The organism is Microbacterium sp. Leaf179 (assembly GCF_001423785.1).
Classification (GTDB): domain Bacteria; phylum Actinomycetota; class Actinomycetes; order Actinomycetales; family Microbacteriaceae; genus Microbacterium.
The window spans coordinates 344,069-361,085 of record NZ_LMPH01000003.1 but is presented as its reverse complement, the minus strand read 5'-3'; the positions used below and the strand labels follow the sequence as shown (position 1 = coordinate 361,085).

At 70.5% G+C, this 17,017-nt stretch carries 17 protein-coding genes; 6 read left to right on the top strand and 11 right to left on the bottom strand.

Annotated features, from left to right (window positions below; genetic code table 11):
• The first annotated feature begins 627 nt into the window (after positions 1-627).
• The gene (locus ASF96_RS13240; protein WP_055939950.1) at positions 628-1,014 is read left to right on the top strand and encodes a hypothetical protein; all 387 of its coding nucleotides are present in this window, start codon (positions 628-630) and stop codon (positions 1,012-1,014) included.
• A gap of 93 nt (positions 1,015-1,107) precedes the next feature.
• Entirely contained in the window at positions 1,108-1,905 is a 798-nt protein-coding gene (locus tag ASF96_RS13235; RefSeq protein ID WP_156458861.1) for an AraC family transcriptional regulator, read from the top strand.
• Positions 1,906-2,191: 286 nt separating this feature from the next.
• Here the strand turns inward: ASF96_RS13235 and ASF96_RS13230 are convergent, their stop codons facing one another.
• The gene (locus ASF96_RS13230) at positions 2,192-3,556 is read right to left on the bottom strand and encodes an MFS transporter (RefSeq protein ID WP_055836964.1); all 1,365 of its coding nucleotides are present in this window, start codon (positions 3,554-3,556) and stop codon (positions 2,192-2,194) included.
• A gap of 193 nt (positions 3,557-3,749) precedes the next feature.
• On the opposite strand from ASF96_RS13230, the gene ASF96_RS13225 reads away from it, so the two are divergent.
• The 3 genes from ASF96_RS13225 to ASF96_RS13215 are packed head-to-tail and all read left to right on the top strand — an operon-like array spanning position 3,750 to position 6,711.
• Positions 3,750-4,406 (top strand): response regulator transcription factor, encoded by a 657-nt coding sequence (locus tag ASF96_RS13225; protein WP_055939947.1) that lies wholly within the window; start codon positions 3,750-3,752, stop codon positions 4,404-4,406.
• Positions 4,403-5,791: a sensor histidine kinase gene (locus tag ASF96_RS13220; RefSeq protein WP_055939946.1), complete on the top strand. Its 1,389-nt coding sequence runs from the start codon at positions 4,403-4,405 to the stop codon at positions 5,789-5,791. Before ASF96_RS13225 ends, ASF96_RS13220 begins: the two co-directional genes overlap by 4 nt.
• The gene (locus tag ASF96_RS13215; protein ID WP_055939944.1) at positions 5,788-6,711 is read left to right on the top strand and encodes a TAXI family TRAP transporter solute-binding subunit; all 924 of its coding nucleotides are present in this window, start codon (positions 5,788-5,790) and stop codon (positions 6,709-6,711) included. The genes ASF96_RS13220 and ASF96_RS13215 overlap by 4 nt, the downstream gene beginning before the upstream one ends.
• 100 nt (positions 6,712-6,811) lie before the next feature.
• Here the strand turns inward: ASF96_RS13215 and rsfS are convergent, their stop codons facing one another.
• The 9 genes from rsfS to rplU form a co-directional block, all read right to left on the bottom strand.
• The gene (rsfS, locus tag ASF96_RS13210; protein ID WP_055836953.1) at positions 6,812-7,192 is read right to left on the bottom strand and encodes a ribosome silencing factor; all 381 of its coding nucleotides are present in this window, start codon (positions 7,190-7,192) and stop codon (positions 6,812-6,814) included.
• Positions 7,189-8,358 carry a hypothetical protein gene (locus ASF96_RS13205; RefSeq protein ID WP_055939943.1) on the bottom strand — a complete coding sequence of 390 codons (1,170 nt, stop codon included), beginning with the start codon at positions 8,356-8,358 and terminating at the stop codon, positions 7,189-7,191. The genes rsfS and ASF96_RS13205 overlap by 4 nt, the downstream gene beginning before the upstream one ends.
• Positions 8,355-8,951: a nicotinate-nucleotide adenylyltransferase gene (nadD, locus tag ASF96_RS13200; RefSeq protein WP_055836947.1), complete on the bottom strand. Its 597-nt coding sequence runs from the start codon at positions 8,949-8,951 to the stop codon at positions 8,355-8,357. The genes ASF96_RS13205 and nadD overlap by 4 nt, the downstream gene beginning before the upstream one ends.
• 10 nt (positions 8,952-8,961) lie before the next feature.
• Positions 8,962-9,186 carry a hypothetical protein gene (locus ASF96_RS13195; protein WP_055836944.1) on the bottom strand — a complete coding sequence of 75 codons (225 nt, stop codon included), beginning with the start codon at positions 9,184-9,186 and terminating at the stop codon, positions 8,962-8,964.
• Positions 9,187-9,237: 51 nt separating this feature from the next.
• Positions 9,238-10,497 carry a glutamate-5-semialdehyde dehydrogenase gene (locus ASF96_RS13190; RefSeq protein ID WP_055939941.1) on the bottom strand — a complete coding sequence of 420 codons (1,260 nt, stop codon included), beginning with the start codon at positions 10,495-10,497 and terminating at the stop codon, positions 9,238-9,240.
• Positions 10,498-10,501: 4 nt separating this feature from the next.
• A complete protein-coding gene (gene proB / locus ASF96_RS13185) occupies positions 10,502-11,338 on the bottom strand; it encodes a glutamate 5-kinase (RefSeq protein WP_055836938.1) in 837 nt (278 codons plus the stop codon).
• Positions 11,335-12,879 carry a GTPase ObgE gene (gene obgE / locus ASF96_RS13180; protein ID WP_055836935.1) on the bottom strand — a complete coding sequence of 515 codons (1,545 nt, stop codon included), beginning with the start codon at positions 12,877-12,879 and terminating at the stop codon, positions 11,335-11,337. The genes proB and obgE overlap by 4 nt, the downstream gene beginning before the upstream one ends.
• A gap of 95 nt (positions 12,880-12,974) precedes the next feature.
• Positions 12,975-13,235 carry a 50S ribosomal protein L27 gene (rpmA, locus tag ASF96_RS13175; RefSeq protein WP_055836932.1) on the bottom strand — a complete coding sequence of 87 codons (261 nt, stop codon included), beginning with the start codon at positions 13,233-13,235 and terminating at the stop codon, positions 12,975-12,977.
• A gap of 18 nt (positions 13,236-13,253) precedes the next feature.
• On the bottom strand, positions 13,254-13,562 hold the full coding sequence (gene rplU, locus ASF96_RS13170; protein ID WP_055836929.1) for a 50S ribosomal protein L21: 309 nt from the start codon (positions 13,560-13,562) through the stop codon (positions 13,254-13,256).
• Positions 13,563-13,774: 212 nt separating this feature from the next.
• Here rplU and ASF96_RS13165 point away from each other — a divergent pair, with 212 nt between their 5' ends.
• On the top strand, positions 13,775-14,041 hold the full coding sequence (locus tag ASF96_RS13165; protein WP_055939938.1) for a DUF4031 domain-containing protein: 267 nt from the start codon (positions 13,775-13,777) through the stop codon (positions 14,039-14,041).
• Positions 14,042-14,122: 81 nt separating this feature from the next.
• On the opposite strand, the gene ASF96_RS13160 is transcribed toward ASF96_RS13165, so the two are convergent.
• The gene (locus ASF96_RS13160) at positions 14,123-16,792 is read right to left on the bottom strand and encodes an Rne/Rng family ribonuclease (protein ID WP_055939937.1); all 2,670 of its coding nucleotides are present in this window, start codon (positions 16,790-16,792) and stop codon (positions 14,123-14,125) included.
• Between the last annotated feature and the right edge of the window lie 225 nt (positions 16,793-17,017).

The window sequence follows — 17,017 nt, the reverse complement described above, 5'->3', positions numbered from 1 at the left end:
AAGGTGACGACGGCTCCGGCGCCCTCGGGATGCGGTACCTCACTCCGGCGAATCTCATCGACGCCTCCCGCGTTTCATCGCACCCCCGCCGAGGCCCGTCTATTGCAGCGAGAATGCCCGTGCCGCGCGGCCGCGACGGGTTGCCGTGCAATCCGCCGACATCGCACATGTCGCCACTCCATCGGCGTCGTAATCCGTCCCCCACGCGTCATCCTCCACGTCGGGTTGCAGGCCGTAGTGGCGAGACATGTCCGCGGGCGAAGCGAGGAGGGCTCCGCACGAATGCGGGAACTGCGCGCTTCGCGGCGTCGGGAGCCGCCCATTCGGCAGGCCGGGGTCGTCCTCGACCCACCACGTACGGCGATTTGAGCCGTCGCAACCACGCTCATTACCGTGCTGGTACGCCCGAACACGTCCCTTTCACCCCGCGCGATAAGGCAGCGCGCAAGACCTCGAGCTAAGGCGGGAGGACCTGAATTGAGATCCGACACGTGCACTTCTTGGTCTGCAAAGTGGACGTACCCTCTCTCCCACCTCCTCCGACGGGTACGACCCCGAAACGAGGCCGTCGTCACCGTACCGAGGCTCGGCGGACTGCTGGTCGTTCCGGAGGAGCGCGTCCATTTCGTGGCCTACGGCACCGTCGCCGGCGCGGAGGAGGGCGAAACGATCACCTTCGTCGTGGTGATCAAGAACGAAACCGATGTCGATCTGTACGACGCGACGGTCATTGCTCGACGACTCACGAATGGGCATATGGACGATCTGACCTACGACACGGATCTCACCCTCACTCAGGGGAGACTGACTCGCTTGGAGGCGGGGACCGGATGTGCGGTTCTCGCCGCGACTTATCGAATCCGTGCTCGCGACCTTTCGAGCGCAGACAGCGTGATCGCGTCGTTCGCCTTCGTCGCACAAGACGGCGAGGGCCGACTCTACCGAGACGAGAACGACGCGATCGTCGTTTCGCCCCGCCGGAGGAACTTCCCCCACCGCGCAGCGTCGGTCTAGCGGTCGCGGGTGTTCGAACGCACACGGACTGATCACGCCAGGTCCGCCCTCCCGGTCGTGGGCGTGCGCCACGACTCGGGGAATGCCGTCCCGGTGGATGCGACCCTGCGGCACACGTTCCTCCTGGTCCAGTCGGGGAGCGTGACGATCGTCGGACGATTCCCCGATGTCCGCGCCGGCACCGGCGATCTCATCGTGATCCGCCCCTCGACCCCCTTCGGGGCCCGTCCTGACCCGCACGCAGAATTCGTCGCTCTCCTGCTGCACGAACGATTCGTGAGCGAGGTGCTCTACTGGCGATATCCGATCGTCGGCGGGCAACGGGCGCTCGCGCGTGATGTCCGTGCACACTCCCCCGCGGTCCAACGCATCCGCTTTCCCAGCCGCGCGCGCGCGAAGATCGGCTCCCTCATCGAGCAAGTGGCCACCCTTCCGGCAGACACCCCCATCTTCACCAGCATGCGTCTCGCCCTCGGCGTCATCGACGCCGTGCACCCCTACATCCTCGCCACAGATCGGGTGGTCTTGGAGGCGCCGGGCGAGGGGCCCGTCACGGGGCTCATTCCCCGGCGCGAGGTCGAGCGCATGCGCCGTCTCCTGCACGCGCGGTATACGGAGAGGTGGACGATGGACCGCCTCGCCGGGGAGGCGAACATGTCGGTATCCACCCTCCGGCGGGCTTTCCGCAGCGACCTCGGAGTGACGCCGATGCAGTACCTGCGGCGCCTCCGGATCAGCCGATTCGAACAGCTCGTCACAGACAGCAACATGACCTTCACGGCCGCAGCCCACGCGGTCGGACTCGAGTCGACCGGGCACCTCCGCGAGCACATGAGCCGCATCCACGCGAATCCCGCCAGCGTCGTTCGCTCCCAATCGAGACGGTTGTGACATCACCGTCACACGGGGGCTCGTGGGTCGCCCGGCTTCCACCGCCCGCGCTGCTCGGCCGCTACGGCCACGGTGAGCTGCCCCGCGACGATCTTTCCAGACCACAACGGCACCCGCACCGCGACCTCTGTCGAGACACGAGCGACACCTCACCTCCGACAACGAGAGCCCCGCTCCGGTCGGTGGCGAGTTCCGGCCGCGTCGGCGGGCTCCCGGCATCCGTTCCCGGCCCTTCGCCACACGACGGATGCCCCTCCCGTGCGGGAGGGGCATCCGGTGAGACGACTCAGCGCGACGAGACCGGTACGCGCGTCTTGGCCTGCTGGGCCTCGCGCATGAGGAGCTCATCGTCGAGCCAGTTCGGGGCCTTGTTGCGCAGGGCGAAGATATACACCGCGAGCGAGGCCGCGATGATGACCGTGACGTAGACGATGAACACGGGCACCTGCTCGGCGCTCTGCGCCCCGGCGTACAGCAGGGGGGCCGTGCCGCCGAACAGCGAGTTCGCCAGCGCGTAGCCGAGGCCCACTCCGAGCGCCCGCACATGGGTCGGGAACAGCTGGGCCTTCACCAGCGCGTTGATCGAGGTGTACCCGGTGAGGATGATGAAGCCTCCGAGCAGGATCGCGAACGCCGCGAACTCGTTCGTCTGCTGCGGGAGCATCGTGATCAGGAACCACGTGTAGAGCACGCCGCCGACGCCGAAGAACACCAGGAGCGACTTGCGGCCGACCTTGTCGGAGAGCCAGCCGCCGATGGGCTGCATGAGCATGAGTGCGGTCAGGGCGACCAGGTTGATGATCGTGCCGGCCACGACGTCGCCGCCCGAGAAGGCGGTCTTGACGATGTTCGGTCCGGTGACCGAGTAGGTGTAGAACGCGACGGTCCCGCCCGCGGTGACGGCGAAGCAGAGCAGCAGCGGACGCCAGTTGTTGACGAGCAGGTCGCGCATCGAGCCCGACTCCTTCGAGCGGCCCGACTTGTTGTCGGTGATGACGCTCTGCTCGAGCGACTCGTCCATCGTGCGGCGCATCCAGAACACCGCCACCGCGGCGACCCCGCCGATGGCGAAGGCAACGCGCCAGCCCCACGCCGAGATGGCCTCGTCGTCGAGGGTGAGGACCATGACGAGCAGGGTCGTCTGGGCGAGCACGTGCCCACCGACGAGCGTGACGTAGTGGAACGACGACAGGAAGCCACGACGACCGGGCATGGCGGCCTCGGACATGTACGTCGCGCTCGTGCCGTACTCGCCGCCGGTGGCGAAGCCCTGCACCAGGCGGGCGAAGACCAGGATGACGACGGCTCCGGCGCCGATCGCCTCGGCCGTGGGGGCGAGGGCGATGACGAGCGAGCAGAACGCCATCAGCGACACCGACACGGTGAGAGACAGGCGGCGTCCGTGGCGGTCGGCGAAGCGGCCGAAGAACCACGATCCGATCGGACGCATGAGGAAGGTGACGGCGAAGATCGCCCACACGTAGAGGGAGGAGTTCTTGTCGTCGGAGTCGAAGAACTGCGACTCGAAGTACACCGCGAACACCGAGTAGACGTAGACGTCGTACCACTCGACCAGGTTGCCGGCCGAGCCTTTCAGCGTGTTCGATATCGAGCGTCGCAGGCTCGTGGGGATCGTCGTCGTCGTTGACATGGGTAATCCGATCGGTCGATGGACGGTTCTCGTCTCGTACGCCGTCGAAGACGGGGCCCGGCGGCGGCGACGAGTCGTATCCCGTTATCGTGGCGGCGCGCGGGGGCCCGTCCCGAGATCCTTACATGCGCCTTACATTGGCCCCGGCCCGCCGCCGGGGGGCGACCCCGGCGCGTGAGCCTACGATGGGGCCATGCACGTACTCGTAGCCGAGGACGACGGCTCGGTCGCCGCGGCGCTCGTCTCGGCGCTCACGCGCGCCGGGCACGCGTGCACCCGTGTCGCGCGGGGCAGCGACGTGTTGCTGCGCCATCGCGACGCCCAGGTCGTGCTGCTCGATCTCGGGCTGGAAGACATGGACGGGCTCGACGTGCTGCGCCAACTGCGCGAGGTGAGCCAACTCCCCGTCATCGTCGTCACCGCCCGCGGCGACGAGCGCTCCACCGTCCGGGCCCTGTCGCTCGGCGCCGACGACTACCTCGTGAAGCCGGTGCGGCTGCACGAGCTGCTGGCGCGGCTCCTGGCCGTCACCCGCCGCTACAGCCCACCCGACGAGCCCCAGCGCGTGCGGGTCGGGTCGGTCGAGATCGACATCGACGCCCACCGCGTGCACGCCGCCGACCGCGAGGTCGCGCTGACGCCCAACGAGTTCGGCATCCTGTACGCCCTCGCCCGACGCGCGGGGCAGGCGGTGAGCCGTCGGCAGATCCTCGACGAAGTCTGGGGAGACGCGTACGTGGCATCGTCGCGATCGTTCGACGTGCACCTGGGGCAGGTGCGCCAGAAGCTCCCCGAGGTGACGATCACGACCATCCGCGGCCTGGGCTACCGCCTCGAGGATGCCGCGTGAAGCTGCGGGTGCTGCTCCCCCTGCTCGTCTTCGGTCTCATCGCCGTGATCGCCGTGCTCATCCCCGTGGCGCAGTCGCTCGCCGACTCCCGCACGCAGCAGGTCGCCCTGCAGCGCACCGCGGCGCTCGACCAGGTCGTGCAGCGCGCCCGGACGGCGCTGGTGCAGTCCGACGCCGAGGGACTGCAGTCGTACCTCGAGCGCTTCCACGCGGTCTACGCGGAGTCCGTGCTCGTCCTCGACGAGAGCGGGGAACCGGTCGCCTCGGCGGGCGAGCTGCACCGCGATGCCGACGTCGATCAGCTCGTCACCGCGGCTTCGCGGGCCATTCCCCAGCTGTCGCTCCCCCGGGTCACCCCCTGGGGACCCCGCAGCGCCCTCGTCGCGGTGCCCGTGATCGCGGCCGGTGATCTGTCGGCCGGCGTCGTGGTGCTCGCGGTCGACCTGCGGGGCGCGCAATCCGACGTCTCGCGCGCGTGGGCCGTGATCGCCGCGATCGGGGTGCTGCTGCTCAGCGCCCTCATGGTCGCCTCGCTGCTGTGGACCCGCTGGATCCTGCGCCCGGTGCGCGCGCTCGATTCCGCGGTCGCCGACCTCACCGCCCACCGCGGTCCCGCACCGCTGCGTCCCTCGGGACCGCCCGAGCTGCGCCGCCTCAGCCGGGCGTTCGCAACGATGGCCGATGAGGTCGAGAACAGCCTCGAGCAGCAGCGCGGTTTCGTCGCCGATGCCTCGCACCAATTGCGGACGCCCCTCGCCGCCATCCGACTGCGCGTGGACGGCCTCGCCCGCGACGGTGACGCGGCCGACGACCTCTCCGCCGTCGACGACGACCTCGATCGCCTCGAGCACACCGTGGAGCGCATGCTGACTCTCGCCAACGCGGAGCACCGCGCTGCCGCGCGAACCCAGGGTCACGACGACGCCCGAGACGAGGGCGCTCCGCGCGAATGCTCGGTCACCGCGGCCGATCTGGTCAAACGCCACCGCGCGCGCCTGCACGCCGCGGGACTGACGCTCAGCATCGACGACTCCCCGGCGGTCGTGGTCCCCTGCGGCCGCGCCGACCTCGACGAGATGCTCGATGTGCTGCTCGACAACGCGGCGAAATACGCCGGTGCGGGCGCGCGGGTGCGGGTGAGCGTGGAACAGGATGCCGGACGCCTCGAGGTGCGCGTGGAGGACTCGGGCACGCAGCTCGACGACGCGCACCTTCCGCGCCTGGGCACGCGTTTCTGGCGCGCCGGTCTCGACGGCGGCACAACCGGCACCGGCCTCGGGCTCGCCATCGTCGCGCAGCTGATGCGGGCCGCCGGCGGACGGCTGGAGCTGCGCCGCTCGCGCGAGGGCGGACTCGCGGCGCACCTGATCTGGGACAGAACGTGACGGGGGTCTCGCGTCGCAGCTTCCTGTGGGCGGGTGCCGCGGCGGGCACCGTCGTGCTGGCGGGGTGCGTGCCCACCGCGCCGACCGTGCTGACGCTGGGCTGCGGCGAACCCGGTGGCAGCTACCTGCAGTTCGGCCAGCTGCTGAGCGACGTCGCCCGAGGTTCCGGGGCGTTCGAGATCACCGCCCTGCAGACCGAGGGCAGTGTCGACAACCTCGCCCTGCTGTCGCAGGGCCGCGTGGAGCTCGCCCTCTCGCTGGCGGATTCGGCGGCGGCGGCGGCGACGAGCGGTGAGGTGGTCGCGATCGGGCGGGTCTACCAGAACTACCTGCAGTGCCTCGTCCGCGCACCCGACGGCCCGCGCTCGCTCGCGGAGCTCGCAGGAACGCGCGTCTCGCTGGGCGCCCCCGGCTCGGGTGCGGCCGCGACCGCGCGCCGGGTGATGGAAGCCGCGGGACTCTCGCCCGCGTCGGCGACCGAGCGGCCGCTCCGCGATGCCGTCGTCGATCTGGAGCGGGGCCGCATCGACGCGCTGTTCTGGTCGGGCGGGGTGCCGACGCCCCAGATCGCGGAGCTCGCCGCCCGCACCCCCATCGCGGTGCTCGACACGACGCCCGTGCTGCCGACGCTCCTGCAGCGCTACCCCGACGCGTACGTCGCCACGACCATCCCCGCCGGCGTGTACGGCGCGGACTCCCCGGTCCCCGCCATCGGCGTCGCCAACCTGCTGCTCGCCCGCCCCGACCTCGACGACACGCTCGTGGAGCGCGTCGTCGACGTGCTCATCGACGACGCGGCGCGCCTCGTGGCGCCCGGGGCCCTCGGCATCCAGTACCTGACTCCGGCGAGCCTCATCGACACCCTGCCGATCGCCCTGCACGCGGCGGCCGAGCGGCGGTATCGCGAACGCTACGGGTGAGTGATCGGGCGGGCACAGCGCGAACAGGCCGGCGCGAACACGCCCCACGCACACAGAACGCCCCCGGCCGTGAGGGCCGAGGGCGTTGTCGTGGGGGTCGTTACTCGGGCGCGCCCGCGGGCGTCGGCAGCTCGATCGGAACGACGGGGCAGTCCTTCCAGAGGCGCTCCAGGCCGTAGTAGACACGTTCTTCCTCGTGGAAGACGTGGACCACGAGGTCGCCGAAGTCGAGCAGCACCCAGCGCGACTCCTGACGCCCCTCGCGGCGCAGACGCTTGTGGCCGTGCTCGAGCAGCTTGTCTTCGATCTCGTCGGCGATCGCGGCGACGTTGCGCTCATTGCGACCGGTGACGAGCAGGAAGATGTCGACGAGCGGAAGGGGCTCGGAGACGTCGAGGGCGACGATGTCGTCGCCGCTCTTGGCGTCGGCGGCGAGAGCGGCGATCTGCGCCATCTCCCGTCCGTTGGCGGTGGCGGTCATCGGAAGACTCCTGTCGTGAAGGCGAGCACGAGGGTGACGGCCACCGCCAGCGCCAGCGCGCCGGTCGTGATGATGAGGCCGATGAGGAGCTTGCTCCCCTTCTCGGGCGCCGGGGGGCGAATGATTTCGCCGGGCTGTTTGACGGTGCTGATGGCGGCACTGGCCGCGATCGGGGTGGGAGACGAGGCGGGCGGGAGCTCGCCGTCGAGAAGAACGGCATCGGCGTCGCGACCGTCGGTCGTGCCCGGGGCGTGACCGACGGAGCCGAGGCCCTCGGGCAGCTCGAACGTGCCGGTGATCATGACCTCGCCCGTCGCGGTGACGGGGCCGACCAGCGGCACGCCCGAGGGCGTCTGCGAGAGGATCAGCGCGTTCGGCGTCGACACCGCGCCGCTCGCCGAGGCGTTGCGCGCAATGAGCTGGTCGAACGAGTCGGGCAGGGTGACGTCGGGCTTGGCGCCGTCGAGCAGCTCGGAACCGAGCGCCGGGTTCACCACCGACGCGCCGGGGGCGTCATCGGCCGCGGCGGGCGTCTCGGCGGTGTCGGGCGCCGACGGGCGGAAGATCGCCGGACGCGTCGGCTCGGCCTGGGGCAGAGGAGCGAACGGGGAGTTCTGGCGCGGCAGGGCGGGCTCGAGGTCGGGCGTGATGACCGGAACCGCGGCAGTGCGGATCTTCTCCTGCGCGCGCGCCTGGCGGCGCGTGAGTCCCGGAACGCCGAAGTCGGCGCCGTGGTCGCCGAACGGAGGCTCGAAGGCCGAGGGGCGCGCGGCGGCCGGAGTGTCGTCGCGCGCGGTGTCTTCGCGTGCGCTGTCTTCACGTGCGGTGTCGTCGGCACCGGATGCCGCGGGCGCGGGCTCGTCGGAGGACTTCGCCGCGGGGAACAACGCGGTCGGGGCCGCATCGTCGACCGCCGGGGTCTCGGCAGCAGGCACGTCGGCAGCCGCGACGTCGGCAGAGGCATCGTCCACCGTGGCGTCGGACGCGGCGGCATCGTCGACGACCGGTGCACTCGACGCCGTGGTCTCGGCGGTGCTGTCGGTCGCGGGCGCCGAGGACTCGGCATCCGTCTCGGGCGCGATGATCGGCGTCGCGCCGGTGTGACGGAGCTCGCGCAGCTGACGGCGGGTCAGCGCGGGGGTCTCGGGGTTCTCGGAAGTGCTCATGCATTGCTCCGGTAGAGGTGGTGCTTCGCGATGTACTGCACGACGCCGTCGGGCACGAGGTACCACACGGGGTGTCCTCGGCGCACACGGGCGCGGCAGTCTGTGGACGAGATCGACAGCGCCGGGATCTCCAGCTGGCTCACGTTTTCGGTGGGCAGGCCTTCGGTGGTGAGCACGTGTCCGGGCCGCGAGACGGCCACGAAATGCGCGAGATCCCACAGCTGCTGGTGGTTTCGCCACCCCAGGATCTGCGCCACGGCGTCGGCGCCGGTGATGAAGAACAGCTCGGCTCCCGGGCGCTGCTCCTGCAGATCGCGCAGCGTGTCGATCGTGTAGGTGGGGCCTTCCCGATCGATGTCGACGCGGCTCACCGTGAACTGGGGGTTCGAGGCCGTCGCGATCACCGTCATGAGGTAGCGGTGCTCGCTCTCGGTGACGTCGTCCTTCTGCCACGGGCGACCCGTGGGCACGAAGACGACCTCGTCGAGGTCGAACGACTGCGCCACCTCGCTGGCCGCGACGAGGTGACCATGATGGATGGGATCGAACGTCCCACCCATGACCCCGATCCGAGGGGCGCGCGTCACCGACATACGGTGGGCCTCAGTGGCCGTGCGCCTCGGGGGTGGGCGTCCCGTGCTTCTTCGTGTAAGCGTCGGCCTTGTGCGCGTGGCGGTTGGCGACGTTGCGGTACGACAGCGTGACCAGGCTCAGCGACACGAACACGACGAACGCGACGGCGCCGAACCAGAAGGTCTGGGCCTGCACGTTGCCGCCGTGGTGGGCGCCTTCTTCTGCAGCGTGGGCGAGAAGTGAGACGAAAGTCATCTGTGCTCCGTTCGAGAGGTCTGCGCGGGGCGCGCAGCCCATTTTAGGCGGTCAGGCGCGGACCTGGCCGTCGCCGCGCCCGAGCCACTTGGTGCTCGTGAGTTCGGCGAGGCCCATGGGACCGCGGGCGTGCAGCTTCTGGGTCGAGATGCCGACTTCGGCGCCGAAGCCGAACTCTCCCCCGTCGGTGAAGCGGGTGGAGGCGTTGACCATGACGACGGCCGAGTCGACCTCGGCGAGGAACCGGTCGGCCGAGGCCTGATCGGCCGTGATGATCGACTCGGTGTGGTGGGTCGAGTAACGGCGGATGTGGGCGAGGGCGTCGTCGAGGTCGTCGACGACACGCACGGCGAGGTCGAGCGTCCCGTACTCACGCGCCCAGTCGTCTTCGGTCGCGGTGACGACGCGCGCGTCGTGTGCCCGCGTGACGTCGTCGCCGTGCACGGTCACCCCGGCATCGGACAGTGACGCCAGCAGCTCGGGCAGCAGGCGATCGGCCGCGTCGCGGTGGACGAGCACCGTCTCGACGGCGTTGCACACGCTCGGCCGCTGGGTCTTGGCGTTGAGCACGATGTCGCGCGCCCAGTCGTCACGGGCCGTGGCGTCGAGGAAGACGTGGACCACGCCGGCCCCGGTCTCGATGACCGGAACGGTCGACTCGGTCACGACCGTCTCGATCAGCGACGCGCTTCCGCGTGGCACGAGCACGTCGACCAGTCCGCGCGCGTTCATGAGCGCACGCGCGCCGTCACGGCCGAAGTCGTCGACGCTCTGCACGGCCTCGGGGCTGACGCCCTGGGCCTGCAGCGCCGCGCGCATGACCGAGACGAGGGTCGCGTTGGTGCTCTGCGCCGCGGAACCACCGCGCAGCACGACCGCATTTCCGGAACGCAGGGCGAGAGAGGCGATGTCGACCGTGACGTTCGGGCGCGCCTCGTAGATCGACCCGACGACCCCGAACGGTACCGCCACCTTCTCGAGGGCGAGTCCGTTGGCGAGCGTTCGGCTGTCGAGCACGCGGCCGACGGGGTCGGGCAGGCCGGCGACATCGCGCACCGCCGCCGCCAGGGCTGCGATGCGTCCGGCATCGAGGCGCAGGCGGTCGAGGAGGGCGTCGCCGATGGCATCCGCTCGTCCGCGTTCGAGGTCGTCGGCGTTGGCCGCGACGATCTCGGCCGACGCCGCTTCGATCGCGTCGGCGACCGCGTTCAGCAGAGCGGTCTTGCGCTCGGAATCGAGCAGACCGATCTCGCGCGCGGCGTCTTTGGCCAGACGCAAGCGCTCATCGACGGAGGCGGCGATCGTGGTCATGCGCTCAGTGTACCGGCGCGCCCACGGCGCCCACCGGGCCGGTGGCGAGGGTGACGGGGTCGGGATTCGGGGCGAACCAGGTGCCCACCGCATCGCCCGCGAGAGCGGATGAGACGAGGTCGGCGCTGGTGACGAGCACCCCGACGCCGGCGGTGGAGGCCAGCTTCGCGGCCGACGCCTTGGTCGCCGCTCCCCCGGTCCCCACGCCGTTGACGACGCCGGCGCCGAACTCGAACTGCGACAGGTCGTCGCCCCACGCCACATCGACGATCGGGCGCGCTCCGGGCTCGCTCGGCGGCAGCGTGTACAGGCACTCGATGTCACTCAACAGCACGAGTGCGTCGGCACCGATCAGCTGCGCCACGAGAGCGGCGAGCCGGTCGTTGTCGCCGAAACGGATCTCGTGGGTCGCGACGGTGTCGTTCTCGTTGACGATGGGCAGGATGCCGAGACCCAGCAGCCGTTCCATCGCCCGGCGCGCGTTCGAACGGTGCGTGGCGTTCTCGAGGTCGCCCGCCGTGAGCAGGACCTGCCCGGCGAGCAGGCCGAAGCGGTCGAGCGAGGTCTGGTAGCGCCACATGAGCACGTTCTGACCGACGGCGGCCGCGGCCTGCTGCGTCGCCAGGTCGTTGGGTCGGCCGCCGAGGTCGAGCAACGGCAGGGCCGTCGCGATCGCCCCGGACGAGACGAGCACCACCTCGGTCCCCGCGCCGCGCGCGTGGGCGAGAGCCTCGACGATCGTGTCGATCCGGTGCGCCCCGTCGCCGCTGATCGACGACGAGCCCACCTTCACCACGACGCGGCCGGCTCCCGGGATCGCGGAGCGCGAGGTCGCGCTCACCGCTCCTCGTCCTCGGCGGACGACAACGAGGGATCCCCGTCGGCGCCGATGCCCACGGCCCGGGCGGCACGCCGCTCGGTCTCGAGCTCGGCGCGGGCCTCGGCCTTGGCATCCATGCGCTCGTGGTACCGCTCGCGGCGCTCCGACGAGGTGCGGCGCGGGTTCTGCACGAGACGGGGGTCGGTGCCGCGGGGGGCCGTCATGAGCTCGGCCGCCGAGGTGAGCGTGGGCTCCCAGTCGAAGACGATCCCGTCGCCGGGGCCGATGACGACGGTCGCACCGGCGACCGCACCGGCGCGGAAGAGGCCCTCTTCGATGCCCAGGCGCGCGAGACGGTCGGCGAGGTAGCCCACGGCCTCTTCGTTCTGGAAGTCGGTCTGCTGCACCCACTTGACCGGCTTGTCGCCGAGCACGCGGTAGACGGGACCGTAGGTACCGCCCTCGACCTTGATCTCGAAGTCCTTGCGAGTGCCCTGCGGGCGGATGACGATGCGCTCCACCGGAGCCTCGTCGATCGACGCCAGGCGGTGCTGCTCGACCACGTCGGCCAGGGCGAAGGTGAGTTCGCGCAGGCCCGTGCGGCTGACCGTGGAGATCTCGAACACGCGGAAACCGCGGGCCTCGAGGTCGGGACGCACGAAGTCGGCGAGCTCGCGGGCCTCGGGCACGTCGATCTTGTTCAGCGCGATGATCTGCGGGCGTTCGAGGAGCGGGGTCTGCCCCTCGGGCACGGGGTAGGCGCCGAGCTCGGCGAGGATGACGTCGAGGTCGGTGAGCGGGTCGCGACCGGGGTCGAGCGTCGCGCAGTCGAGCACGTGCACGAGAGCCGTGCAGCGTTCGACGTGGCGGAGGAACTCCAGGCCCAGGCCCTTGCCCTCGCTCGCGCCCTCGATGAGACCCGGGACGTCGGCGATGGTGAAGCGGATGTCACCCGACTGCACGACGCCCAGGTTGGGGTGCAGCGTGGTGAAGGGGTAGTCGGCGATCTTCGGTCGCGCCGCCGAGACGGCCGCGATGAGGCTCGACTTTCCCGCCGACGGGAAGCCGACGAGGGCGATGTCGGCGACGGTCTTGAGCTCGAGGACGACGTCGCCCTCCCACCCGGGCGTTCCGAGCAGGGCGAAGCCGGGGGCCTTGCGCTTGGGCGACGACAGCGAGGCGTTGCCGAGGCCGCCGAGACCACCGGGGGCGACGATGAAGCGCATGCCCGGGGTGAGCATGTCGACGAGCACGGTGCCGTCGGGGTCCTTCACGACCGTGCCGAGCGGCACCGGGAGCTCCTGGTCTTCGCCCATCGCGCCCGAGCGGTGGTCGCCCATGCCGAAACCACCGTTGCCGGCGGTGCGGTGCGGCGAGTGGTGGTACGACAGCAGCGTGGTGACCTGGGGGTCGGCGACGAGCACGACGTCGCCGCCGCTGCCGCCGTTGCCGCCGTCGGGGCCGGCCAGAGGCTTGAACTTCTCGCGGCGCACCGAGACGCAGCCGTTGCCGCCCTTGCCCGCACGGAGGTGCAGGGTGACGCGGTCGACGAAGGTGACCATGAGTGTCCTTTCAGGACGGACCGGCGGGTGCCGGGAAGAAAAGAAGAGGGGGCGGGCTGTGTGCCCACCCCCTCTGAAGCGCTGAGCGCTCGGTATTACTCCGCTGCTGCGGTGACGATGTTGACGACCTTGCGGCCGCCCTTGGCGCCGAACTGAACCGCACCGGGGGCCAGGGCGAACAGGGTGTCGTCGCCACCGCGGCCGACGTTGGCGCCGGGGTGGAAGTGCGTGCCGCGCTGGCGGACGATGATCTCGCCGGCGAGGACGACCTGACCGCCGAAGCGCTTCACGCCGAGGCGCTGTGCGTTGGAGTCACGACCGTTACGGGTGGAGCTTGCGCCCTTTTTGTGTGCCATCTCTGCGTCTCCTGGCTCTTACTTGATGCCGGTGATCTTGACGCGCGTGAGGTCCTGGCGGTGGCCCTGGCGCTTCTTGTAGCCGGTCTTGTTCTTGAACTTCTGGATCACGATCTTCGGACCGCGCTCCTCGCCGAGGACCTCGGCCGTGACCGAGACCTTCGCGAGCTTGTCGGCGTCGGTCGTGACCGCGTCGCCGTCGACGAACAGGACGGCGGGCAGCTGGATGCTCTCGCCGATCTTCGCCTTCTGGCGGTCGAGCACGACGACCGTGCCGACCTGGACCTTCTCCTGGCGGCCGCCGGCGCGCACAACTGCGTAAACCACTTCACACCTGTTTTCGTTCGGGAGCGCGGAGCTCCGGTTGTCTGATGACGTCGGGAGGGTCTGGCGACCCAAGTCTCGGTGCGATCCGGCGAGCAAAGCCCGCGGGGTCACGCTCCAGTAAGGGCGGACGCGACGCACCAAGGGTCAAGTTTAGCTCACCGGGCGGCATCCGGCAAAAGCATTCGGCCCGCGTGTCGACCTAGGATCGCGGGATGGTGATTCTGATCGACGATCCGCAGTGGCCCGCGCACGGACGACTGTGGGCGCACCTGGTCAGCGACAGCGACCTCGACGAACTGCACGCCTTCGCCGCCGCGGCCGGAATCCCCCGCCGCGCGTTCGATCTCGACCACTACGACGTCCCCGATGAGCGGCACGCCGACCTGGTCGCCGCCGGAGCCCAGCACGTCGGCGGCAAAGAGCTCGTTCGACGCCTGCGGGCCTCGGGCCTGCGGATCACGGCGCGCGAACGCCGCTGACACGCGTGTGGGACCGCGACCCGTCGCCCAACCGAAGTCGGGAACGATGGGTCGCGGCCCCACACGCACGAGGGAGCGGACTCAGGCCTCGCTGGAGGGCTGGGCGTTGACGGGGGTGCCGGTGAGCGCCGCGGTCGTCACACGGCGCCGTGAGCGGCCCTGTCCGGGCGCCTTGGGCTCGGGGAGGGCCTCGAGCACCGACTCGAGAAGGGCGTCCTTCTCGGTACGGGGCGCCTTGGGCTCGCGCTTCTTGCGCGGACGCTTCTCGCGGACCGGTGCGGGTGCCTCGGCCTGGGCCTCGACGACGGCCTCCACCGACGCGACCACGGCCGCCTCGACCACGGCGGGGTCATCGAGGGTCGGCTTCACGGTGGATGCCGCGATCTGAGCGAGAGCGGACTTCACGCCCTCGGTGATCACGTGGGTGCCGCCGGTCGGCGCCGCTCCCCCGTTGCCGGTGGAGGAAGCTCCGGCCGACGCGCCACCGCCGTGTGCGGCGTGGCCGTTCGATCCGTTGCCGTTCGCGGGAGTGTTGCCCCCGCGACCGCGGCGGTTCGACGAGCCGGTGTTGCCGCCGCCGTTGCTGCTGCCGTTCCCGGCCGGGCGGTGCTTGACGACGGGGTCGTGGTGCACGACCACGCCGCGACCGGCGCACACGTCGCACGCCTCGCTGAAGGTCTCGAGCAGGCCGAGTCCGAGCTTCTTGCGGGTCATCTGCACGAGGCCGAGCGAGGTGACTTCGGCGACCTGGTGCTTCGTGCGGTCGCGGCTGAGGCATTCGATCAGGCGACGCAGCACGAGATCGCGGTTGGATTCGAGCACCATGTCGATGAAGTCGACGACGATGATGCCGCCGATGTCGCGCAGGCGCAGCTGGCGCACGATCTCTTCGGCCGCCTCGAGGTTGTTCTTGGTGACGGTCTCTTCGAGGTTGCCGCCCGAGCCGACGAACTTGCCGGTGTTGACGTCGACGACCGTCATGGCCTCGGTGCGGTCGATCACGAGCGAGCCGCCCGAGGGCAGCCAGACCTTACGGTCGAGAGCCTTCTCGATCTGCTCGGTGACGCGGAACGCGTCGAACGGGTCCTGCTCGCCCTCGTACTTCTCGACGCGCTCGAGCAGGTCGGGGGCGACGCCTTGGAGGTAGCTCGAGATGGTCTGCAGCGCCTCGTCGCCCTGGATGAGCATGCGCGTGAAGTCCTCGTTGAAGACGTCGCGCACGATCTTGACCAGCAGGTCGGGCTCGGAGTGCAGCAGAGCGGGGGCCTGGATGGTCTTGATCTGGCTCGAGACGTGCTCCCACTGCGAGGTGAGGCGCTGCACGTCGAGCGTGAGCTGCTCTTCGGTGGCGCCCTCGGCGGCCGTGCGGACGATGACGCCCGACGATTCGGGGAGCACCTCCTTGAGGATCTTCTTCAGGCGCGCGCGCTCGGTGTCGGGGAGCTTGCGCGAGATGCCGTTCATCGTGCCGTTGGGCACGTAGACGAGGTAACGGCCGGGCAGCGAGATCTGGCTCGTCAGGCGGGCGCCCTTGTGTCCCACGGGGTCTTTGGTGACCTGCACCAGGACGCGGTCGCCCGACTTGAGCGCGAGCTCGATGCGACGCGGCTGATTGTTGGTCTCGACGCCGTCCCAGTCGACTTCACCGGAGTACAGCACGGCGTTGCGGCCGCGGCCGATGTCGACGAACGCCGCCTCCATGCTGGGAAGCACGTTCTGCACGCGACCCAGGTAGACGTTGCCGATGAGCGAGGCGTCCTGGTTGCGGGCGACGTAGTGCTCGACGAGCACGTTGTCTTCGAGCACGGCGATCTGGATGCGGCCGGCCTTGGACCGCACGACCATCACGCGGTCGACGGCCTCGCGACGGGCGAGGAACTCGGCTTCGGTGACGACGGGGCGGCGACGGCCGGCCTCGCGGCCATCGCGGCGACGCTGCTTCTTCGCCTCGAGGCGCGTGGAGCCCTTGATGCGCTGCGGCTCGGTGATGAGCTCGACCGCGCGCTGTCGCACCGGGGCTGCGGGGGCCTCGTGCTGCTCGGCGGGGGCGACGTCGACACCGCCGCGTCGGCGGTTGCGGCGACGGGCGTTGGCGGAGCCGCGCTCGAGGGGGCCGTCGTCGTCGCGGTCGTCGCGCTCGTCACGGTCGTCGCGGTCATCGACGTCGTCGCGCACCGGGAAGGCCGGCAGCGCGGGGGCGTAGAAGTGCAGCGCCGTCGACACGGCCGAGACGAAGACCTCGGGCAGCAGTCCGAGCGAGACGGCCGTGGGACGCGCGGGAGCCTCGGACTCGGTGGCGGCCTCGGGCTGTGCGGAGACCTCCGGCTGAGCGGGAGCCTCGGGCTGACCGGCGACCTCGGGCTGAGCCGGAGCCTCCGGCTCAGCGACGTCGGGGGCGGCGACCTCGGCAGCGGATGCCGTGGCGTCGGCGCCCTGGTCCGCCACGGAGGCGTCCACGGTGGGCTCCTCGACGCTCGCGGCGTTCGCCTCGGCAACGTCATCACCGGCAACGTCGTCACCGGCAGCGGCCTGAGCCGGTGCGTCGCCGGATCCCTCGTCGAGCACGGCGGGGGGTGCCACGTCGTCGGCGGCGGCCTGCTCGGCATCCTGCACCGCGGCCTCTTCGTCGTCGACGGGGGGCACGAATCCCGCGGCGGCCTCCGTCTCGGACGCGAGGGTCTCGGATTCCGGAGCCTCGGTCTCGGGCGTCACCTGGTCAGCGGGGGTCTGATCGTCGGTCTTGTCGGCCATATCGGGGATACTCCCTAGCGGGCGACACCGCGCGTCACCCGGCGAAATCTCATGCGGCGCCGCACCCGGCGGGGCCGCGAACTCACTCGGTCTGCAGCAGGCCTGTGGCGCTTGCTGCGATGGGCGGTCATCGCCCGAAGTCTTCTGGGTGATGTTCCTGCGGCGCGGCCGCGGTCACATCAGCTTTCATTATCGCACGGACCACGCGTTTCGCCCGCAGAAGGT